The sequence below is a fragment of the Halomonas sp. 707D4 genome (genome assembly GCF_024158685.1).
In the GTDB taxonomy this organism is placed as follows: Bacteria; Pseudomonadota; Gammaproteobacteria; order Pseudomonadales; family Halomonadaceae; genus Vreelandella.
This window is the reverse complement of record NZ_JAMZBD010000123.1, coordinates 1-7,665: the sequence shown is the minus strand read 5'-3', so window position 1 is coordinate 7,665 and position 7,665 is coordinate 1. Positions and strand designations below refer to the sequence as shown.

Below are 7,665 nucleotides of genomic sequence, written 5' to 3'. Positions count from 1 at the left end.
GGCGGCACCGGCTCGGCAAAGAGCGTTTCATGGTGGCGCTCGATGAAGCCGGTATCGAGCTCGGCGTCCCTGAACGCCGGGTGGCCGGCCAAGCGCTGGAGAAAGGCGCGGTTGGTCACAACGCCCTGCACGTCAAGCGCGGCCAGCGCCCGGTTCAGGGTGGCAAGCGCGGCGTCACGATCCGGGCCGTGGGTGATCAGCTTGGCGAGCATCGGGTCGTAGTGCATCGACACCGCATCGCCTCGTGCCACGCCGCTATCGAGCCGTACTTGGGCGGGGTCGAGTCCCGAGCCGTCGAGATCCAGCGCGAAGCGGGTGAGGGTGCCGGTGGCGGGTAGAAAATCGTTCGCCGGGTCCTCGGCGTAGAGGCGCGCCTCGAAGCTGTGGCCGTTCAGGGTGAGCTCGCCCTGGGTACAGGGCAGCGGCTCGTTCATCGCCACCTTGAGCTGCCACTCGACCAGATCGAGCCCGGTGACCATCTCGGTGACCGGGTGCTCCACCTGCAGCCGGGTGTTCATCTCCATGAAGTAGAAGGCGCCGTCTGCATCGAGCAGGAACTCGACGGTGCCGGCGCCGACGTAGCCGATCTCTTGCGCGGCGCGCACGGCGGCCTCGCCCATGGCGGCGCGAAGTTCCTCGGTCATGTGCGGCGCGGGCGCCTCTTCCAGCACCTTCTGGTGGCGACGCTGGACGCTGCAGTCGCGCTCGAAGAGATAGACGCCGGCGCCGAAGCGGTCGCAGAACACCTGTACTTCGACGTGGCGGGGTCTGACCAGGTACTTCTCGATCAGCATGCGGTCATCGCTGAAGGAGGCCCGGGATTCGCGCCGGCAGCTCTCCAGCGCGGCCTGGAAATCCGCCTCGCGCTCGACGATGCGCATGCCCTTGCCGCCGCCGCCGGCGCTGGCCTTGAGCATCACCGGGTAGCCGATGCGGTTGGCCTGCTCGCGCAGCACGCCGTCGTCCTGGTCGTCGCCGTGGTAGCCCGGCACCAGCGGAACGCCGGCCTCCGCCATGCGCGCCTTGGCGGCGGCCTTGTCGCCCATGGCGGCGATGGCAGACGCCGGCGGGCCGACGAAGGTGATGCCTGCGGCCTCCAGCGCCTCGACGAAGCGACCATTCTCGGAGAGAAAGCCGTAGCCCGGGTGCACCGCGCCGCTGTCGCTCAGTTTGGCCGCCTCGATCACCGCGTCGATATTCAGGTAGCTTTCGCGGGCCGGCGCCGGGCCCAGGCGCACGGCTTCGTCGGCTTCGCGCACGTGACGCGCATTCTGGTCGGCGTCGGAGTAGACCGCGACGGTTTTGATGCCCAGCCGGCGGGCGGTGCGCATCACCCGGCAGGCGATCTCGCCGCGGTTGGCGATCAGTAGCGTATCGAACTTGCGGGTGGTGTCGTTCATGGGCGCTCCCCGGCGTGATCGGTGTCATCCAGCGGTGCCCAGGCAGGCAAACGCTTGTCGAAAAAGCTCGCAAGCCCCTCCTGACCCTCCGGGCTTGCGCGAAGCGTGGCGATGGTCTGGCAAGTGCGTTCGCGGGTGGCGTCGGAATCCGGCGATTGGCCCACGGCGGCCAGCAGCGCCTTGGTCGCCCGCTGGGCCCGGGGCGAGCCCTTCAAAAGCGTCTGGGTCATCGCCTCGATCGCCTCGTCCAGCCCGTCGGGTTCGACCACCTGATGAACGAGCCCAAGCGTTTGAGCGGTGTCGGCGTCGATCACCTCGGCCGTGAGCGCGTAGCGGCGCATCTGCCGGGCGCCGATGGCGCGCTGAACGTAGGGGCTGATCACCGCCGGCGACAGCCCGATCCTGACTTCCGAGAGGCAGAATTTGGCGCGACTCGACGCCACGACCACGTCGCAGCAGGCGGCCAGGCCCACCGCGCCGCCGAAGGCCGCGCCCTGCACGCGGCAAAGCGTGGGGCAGGGCAGGGTATCGAGGCGGTGCATCAGCTCGGAGAGCTTGCGTGAGTCCGCGAGGTTAGCATCATGATCATAGTCGACCATGCGCTTCATCCAGTTGAGATCCGCCCCCGCCGAGAAGCTTTTGCCCTCGGAGGCGAGCAGCAATACCCGCACCTCCTGGCGCTCGATGGGCTCGAGCAGCCCCTTGAGGTGCTCGGTCAGCTCGGCTATCAGGTGATCATCAAAAGCGTTGTGCACCGCCGGGCGGTTCAGGCTCAGGCGCGCCACGCCGCGCTCGATCGTCAGCGTCGAATGGTTCATGGCATCACATCCTGAACACGCCGAAGCGCGTCTCTTCGATCTCGGCGTTCATCGCGGCGGCGAGCGCAAGCCCCAGCACGTCGCGGGTCTGCAGCGGGTCGATCACGCCGTCGTCCCAGAGTCTGGCGCTGGCATAATAAGGGTGGCCCTGGCGCTCGTACTGCTCGCGGGTGGGCTGCTTGAACGCCTGCTCGTCGTCCCGTGACCACTGCCGGCCCTCGCGTTCGATCTGCTCGCGCTTGACCTGGGCGAGCACCCCGGCGGCCTGCTCGCCGCCCATCACCGAGATGCGCGCGTTAGGCCACATGAACAGAAGATTCGGGTCGTACGCGCGCCCGCACATGCCGTAGTTGCCGGCGCCGAAGCTTCCGCCGATCAGCACGGTGAACTTGGGCACTTTCGCGCAGGCCACGGCGGTGACGAGCTTGGCGCCGTGCTTGGCGATGCCTTCGTGCTCGTATTTCGAGCCGACCATGAAGCCGGTGATGTTCTGCAGAAACACCAGCGGCACGCGGCGCTGGGCGCAGAGCTCAATGAAGTGCGCGCCTTTCACCGCGCTTTCCGAAAACAGCACCCCGTTGTTGGCGACGATCCCCACCGGGTGGCCGTGAATGTGGGCAAAGCCGGTGACCAGCGTATCGCCGTAGTAGCGCTTGAACTCGTCGAACTCTGAGCCATCGACGATGCGCCCGATCACCTCGCGCACCTCGAAGGGCTTCTTCAAATCCGTGCCGACGATGCCGTAGAGCTCGGAGGGATCGAGTACGGGCGGGGCGGCGGGCTTCATGGCAAGCTCCCCGCGCTTTTGCCAGTTGAGCCGCGCCACGCAGTGGCGGGCGAGCTGGAGCGCGTGCATGTCGTTTTCAGCGTAGTGATCCGCCACGCCGCTCACCCTGGCGTGCACGTCGGCGCCGCCCAGCGCCTCGGCGCTGATGCTCTCACCGGTGGCCGCCTTGACCAGCGGCGGCCCACCCAGAAAGATGGTCCCTTGTTCGCGCACGATGATCGACTCGTCCGCCATGGCTGGCACGTAGGCCCCACCCGCGGTGCAGGAGCCCATCACCACGGCGATCTGCGGGATGCCCACGGCGGACATCGTGGCCTGGTTGTAGAAGATGCGCCCGAAGTGGTCACGATCCGGAAAGACCTCGTCCTGACGCGGCAGGAAGGCGCCGCCGGAGTCGACCAGATAGATGCACGGCAGGCGATGCTTGCGGGCGATCTCCTGGGCGCGCAGGTGCTTTTTCACCGTCAGCGGGAAGTAGGTGCCGCCCTTGACCGTGGCGTCGTTGGCGACGATCACGCATTCCACGCCCTTGACCCGGCCGATGCCGGTCACCACGCCGGCAGCGGGCACCTCGCTTTCGTAAACATCAAATGCGGCCAGTGCCGAGAACTCGAGAAACGGCGCGCCTTCGTCGATCAGGTGGTCGATGCGGTCGCGCACGAACAGCTTGCCGCGGCTTTCGTGGCGCTCCCGGGCGCTCGCCCCGCCGCCCTGGGAGACGGCGTCGGTCAGATCGAAAAGCGCCTCGACCTTGGTTCTGAACGCGGCGTCATTGGCTTGGAACTGCTCGCTGCGCGGGTTGATCTGGCTGGTAAGTGTGCTCATCGCGCCCCCTCAGCGGCTTTCGCCGAACAGTTCGCGGCCGATCAGCATGCGGCGAATCTCGCTGGTGCCGGCGCCGATCTCGTAGAGCTTGGCGTCGCGCAGAAGCCGCCCGGTGGGGTACTCGTTGATGTAGCCGTTGCCGCCAAGCAGCTGAATGGCGTCGAGCGCCATCTGCGTTGCCTTCTCGGCGCAGTAGAGAATCACCCCGGCGGCGTCCTTGCGCGAGGTCTGGTCGCGGTCGCAGGCCCGGGCCACGGTGTAGAGGTACGCCCGGCAGGCGTTGAGCGTGGTGTACATGTCCGCCACCTTGCCCTGAACGAGCTGGAACTCGCCGATCGATTGGCCGAACTGCTGGCGCTCGTGAATGTAGGGCACCACCACGTCCATCGCCGCCTGCATGATGCCGATGGGGCCGGCAGCGAGCACCGTGCGCTCGTAGTCGAGCCCGCTCATCAAAACGCGCACGCCCTTGCCGACCTCGCCGAGCACGTTCTCCTCGGGTACTTCGCACTCCTGGAACACCAGCTCGCAGGTGTTCGAGCCGCGCATGCCCAGCTTGTCGAGCTTCTGGGCTGTCGAGAAGCCCGGCATGCCCTTCTCGATCAGGAAGGTGGTGATGCCCTTGGAGCCCGCCGCCGGGTCGGTCTTGGCGTAGACCACCAGTACGTCGGCGTCCGGACCGTTGGTGATCCACATCTTGTTGCCGTTCAAAATATACTTGTCGCCGCGCTTCTCGGCGCGAAGCTTCATCGACACGACGTCCGACCCCGCACCGGGCTCGGACATGGCCAGCGCCCCCACGTGCTCGCCGCTGATCAGTTTGGGCAGGTACTTCGCTTTCTGCTCGGCAGTGGCGTTGCGCTTGATCTGATTCACGCAGAGATTGGAGTGCGCTCCGTAGGAGAGCGCGACCGAGGCGCTGGCGCGCGAAATCTCCTCCATGGCGATGCAGTGGGCGAGATAGCCCATGCCGCTGCCGCCGTCCTCCTCGGAAACGGTGATACCCAGAAGCCCCAGCTCGCCGAACTTCTGCCACAGATCGGCGGGAAATTCGTTCTGCCGGTCGATCTCGGCGGCGCGGGGGGCGATCTCGCGGGCGGCGAAGGCGTTCACCTCCCGGCGCAGCATGTTCATGTCCTCATCGAGGCCGAAATCGAGTTCCGTGTAGAGAGAGTGCATCGTCGATCACCTGAATCTTGTGGAGTTGTTGGTTCGTGAAGGTGCCGTGTCTGCGAGGATGGGGCGATCAGCCCGACGCCCGGGGGCGCTCCTCGTCACTTCGTTTTTCGTTGAGCTCCTCCAGCGCCTGGCGGCAGCGGATCTCGGCGCTTTCGAGTTCGAGCTGCACCATGGTGATGTCCTTCATCTGCTGCTCCAGCGCCGCCCGGCGCTCGCCGATCTTGGCCAGCATGAGCGCAAGCTGCTTTTCGCTGCCGCTGCGGGTTTCGTCCCACAGTTCGAACAACTCGCGAATCTCGGCAAGCGAAAGGCCCAGGCGCTTGCCGCGCAGGGTGAGCTTCAGGCGCACGCGATCCTTGCTGCTGTAGATGCGGGTCTGGCCGCGGCGCGCGGGGCGCAGAAGCTCCTGGTCCTCGTAGAAACGGATGCTGCGCGTGGTGACGTCGAATTCGGCGGCCAGCTCGCTGATCGAGTAGGTCTTGCTCATGAGGCATGTCTCGTGGTGTTGCGGTCATCTGACCTGAGGCTAAAACAAGTTTACGTTAACGTAAAGAAAGTCTTTATGAGTCGTAATGAGGAGGTCGTTGGTTAACCGGTTGTAAAAGCTAAGCTTATAATTTCGTTAGCGGATTATCGATACTCGCTTGGACCAAAGTTGTAATTGTCAGTGGCGGTGGCGTGTTGCTAGGTTGCATCTGTACCTTACGTGAAGGTAAAGGTGCGGCCCAGAACAACGACAACAGGGCCTGCCATCTTTGCCCACGAAAGCCCTCGCCAACCGCGATGGGCGGGTTCGATTCAAAACAACAACAATTCTCGACCATCAAGGATTGCCTCATGAGCGTTGACGCAAGCGCCTCGCCGCCGGTGCTGGAAACCCGGGGCCTGACCAAGAGCTTTCGCGGTTTCACGGCGGTGGATGGGGTCGACCTGCGGGTTCAGGAGGGCCATATCCACGCGCTGATCGGCCCCAACGGCGCCGGCAAGACCACCGTGTTCAACCTGCTCACCAAATTCCTGCCGCCTACCCGGGGCGAGATTCTCTATCGCGGCAAGCCGATCACCGCGCTCAAGTCGAACCAGATCGCAAGGCTGGGGCTGGTGCGCTCGTTTCAGATCTCGGCGGTGTTCGCCCACATGAGCGCGCTCGAGAACGTGCGCGTGGCGCTGCAACGCTCCTTGGGCACCTCGTTTCACTTCTGGAAGTCGGAAAGAACGCTTTCGCCGCTCGACGCGCGGGCGCTCGAGCTGCTCGACGAGGTGGGGCTTGCCGAGTACGCCGATACGCTCACCGTCGAGATGCCCTACGGGCGCAAGCGGGCGCTGGAGCTTGCCACCACCCTGGCGCTGGACCCGGACGTGATGCTGCTCGACGAGCCCACCCAGGGCATGGGTGCCGAGGACGTCGACCGGATCGTGGCGTTGATCAAGCGCGTAGCGAAAGGGCGCACGGTGCTGATGGTGGAGCACAACCTGAGCGTGGTCAGCCGGCTGTGCGATCGCATCACGGTGCTGGCGCGCGGCGCGGTGCTGGCAGAAGGCGACTATCAGAGCGTGTCGCAAGACCCGCGGGTGCGCGAGGCGTACATGGGCAGCGAAACCGACGATGGTGAAGCCCCCAGTGCGAGGGCGAGCGCATGATCGACGAAAGCGGCGAGGCCACTCGCCAGCCCCGCGAGGCCGCGAGCGCTGCGCGTGCGCGGGACATTCTCAAGATCACCGATCTCCACGCCTTCTACGGCGAATCGCACATCCTCCACGGCGTGAACATGAACGTGAAGGAGGGCGAGCTCGTCACGCTCCTGGGTCGCAACGGCGCCGGGCGCAGCACCACGCTCAAGGCGATCATGAACATGGTGGGCCGGCGCAGCGGGTCGATCGTCATCGGCGGTAAAGAGACGCTCGGCATGAAGCCGCATCACGTGCCGCGGCTGGGCGTGGGCTACTGCCCGGAGGAGCGGGGCATCTTTGCAAGTCTTGACGTGCACGAGAACCTGCTGCTGCCGCCGACGGTCAGCTCCGGCGGCATGAGCCTCGACGCCCTCTACGCGATGTTCCCCAATCTTTACGAGCGGCGTAGGAGCCAAGGCACCCGGCTTTCCGGCGGCGAGCAGCAGATGCTTGCCATGGCGCGCATCCTGCGCACCGGCGCGCGTATTCTGCTGCTCGACGAGATCACCGAGGGGCTGGCGCCGGTCATCGTCCAGAAACTCGGCGAGGTGCTGGTTCAGCTCAAGGCGAGCGGCATGACTATCGTGCTGGTCGAGCAGAACTTTCGCTTCGCCGCTCCCTTGGCGGATCGTCACTTCGTCATGGAGCACGGCGAGATCATCGAGGAAATCAGCGCATTCGAGCTCGCCGGCAGGCGCGAGCACCTTCATTCGCTGCTCGGCGTGTGACGCTTGGCGATCGTGGACAACGACAGGTAAGGCCGCAATACCCTCAACACGACAACAACAAAGGCCCATGGCCGGGAGTGGAAGATGGCGCAGAAGATGACAATGCCCAGAAAGGCGCTAGTAGCGAGTATCGCGTTCGCGGCGGCGGCCGTGGCGACCTCGGTCCAGGCCGAGATCAGCGATGGCGAGGTGCGCATCGGCTATCTGGCCGACATGTCCGGCACCTACCGCGATCTGGCGGGGCCAGGCGGGTTGGC

7 protein-coding genes and 1 pseudogene are annotated in these 7,665 nt (G+C 65.5%); 3 read left to right on the top strand and 5 right to left on the bottom strand.

Features of this window, described 5'->3' with window-relative positions; genetic code table 11:
* The 5 genes from BIS11_RS07290 to BIS11_RS07270 all read right to left on the bottom strand — a co-directional run.
* A partial coding sequence (locus BIS11_RS07290) for an acetyl/propionyl/methylcrotonyl-CoA carboxylase subunit alpha (RefSeq protein WP_253585871.1) occupies positions 1-1,400 on the bottom strand: 1,400 nt, incomplete at its 3' end.
* Positions 1,397-2,218, bottom strand: a complete 822-nt coding sequence (locus BIS11_RS07285; RefSeq protein ID WP_253421561.1) for an enoyl-CoA hydratase/isomerase family protein — start codon at positions 2,216-2,218, stop codon at positions 1,397-1,399. The genes BIS11_RS07285 and BIS11_RS07290, both read right to left, overlap by 4 nt.
* Positions 2,219-2,222: 4 nt before the next feature.
* Positions 2,223-3,830 carry a carboxyl transferase domain-containing protein gene (locus BIS11_RS07280; RefSeq protein ID WP_253421564.1) on the bottom strand — a complete coding sequence of 536 codons (1,608 nt, stop codon included), beginning with the start codon at positions 3,828-3,830 and terminating at the stop codon, positions 2,223-2,225.
* A 9-nt stretch (positions 3,831-3,839) separates the two neighbouring features.
* The gene (locus tag BIS11_RS07275) at positions 3,840-5,009 is read right to left on the bottom strand and encodes an isovaleryl-CoA dehydrogenase (protein WP_253421567.1); all 1,170 of its coding nucleotides are present in this window, start codon (positions 5,007-5,009) and stop codon (positions 3,840-3,842) included.
* A 67-nt stretch (positions 5,010-5,076) separates the two neighbouring features.
* Entirely contained in the window at positions 5,077-5,496 is a 420-nt protein-coding gene (locus tag BIS11_RS07270; RefSeq protein WP_253421570.1) for a MerR family DNA-binding transcriptional regulator, read from the bottom strand.
* A 350-nt stretch (positions 5,497-5,846) separates the two neighbouring features.
* Between BIS11_RS07270 and BIS11_RS07265 the strand changes: the two genes are divergently transcribed.
* The 3 genes and pseudogenes from BIS11_RS07265 to BIS11_RS07255 form a co-directional block, all read left to right on the top strand.
* Entirely contained in the window at positions 5,847-6,650 is an 804-nt protein-coding gene (locus BIS11_RS07265) for an ABC transporter ATP-binding protein (protein WP_253421573.1), read from the top strand.
* Positions 6,647-7,408 (top strand): ABC transporter ATP-binding protein, encoded by a 762-nt coding sequence (locus tag BIS11_RS07260; RefSeq protein ID WP_253421575.1) that lies wholly within the window; start codon positions 6,647-6,649, stop codon positions 7,406-7,408. The genes BIS11_RS07265 and BIS11_RS07260 overlap by 4 nt, the downstream gene beginning before the upstream one ends.
* A 96-nt stretch (positions 7,409-7,504) precedes the next feature.
* Positions 7,505-7,665, top strand: a pseudogene (locus BIS11_RS07255) (ABC transporter permease); the annotation flags it as partial.

Coding starts and splice junctions, on each gene's coding strand:
- BIS11_RS07285 (WP_253421561.1), bottom strand. CDS start 2,218: ATGAACCATTCGACGCTGACGATCGAGCGCGGCGTGGCGCGCCTGAGC.
- BIS11_RS07280 (WP_253421564.1), bottom strand. CDS start 3,830: ATGAGCACACTTACCAGCCAGATCAACCCGCGCAGCGAGCAGTTCCAA.
- BIS11_RS07275 (WP_253421567.1), bottom strand. CDS start 5,009: ATGCACTCTCTCTACACGGAACTCGATTTCGGCCTCGATGAGGACATG.
- BIS11_RS07270 (WP_253421570.1), bottom strand. CDS start 5,496: ATGAGCAAGACCTACTCGATCAGCGAGCTGGCCGCCGAATTCGACGTC.
- BIS11_RS07265 (WP_253421573.1), top strand. CDS start 5,847: ATGAGCGTTGACGCAAGCGCCTCGCCGCCGGTGCTGGAAACCCGGGGC.
- BIS11_RS07260 (WP_253421575.1), top strand. CDS start 6,647: ATGATCGACGAAAGCGGCGAGGCCACTCGCCAGCCCCGCGAGGCCGCG.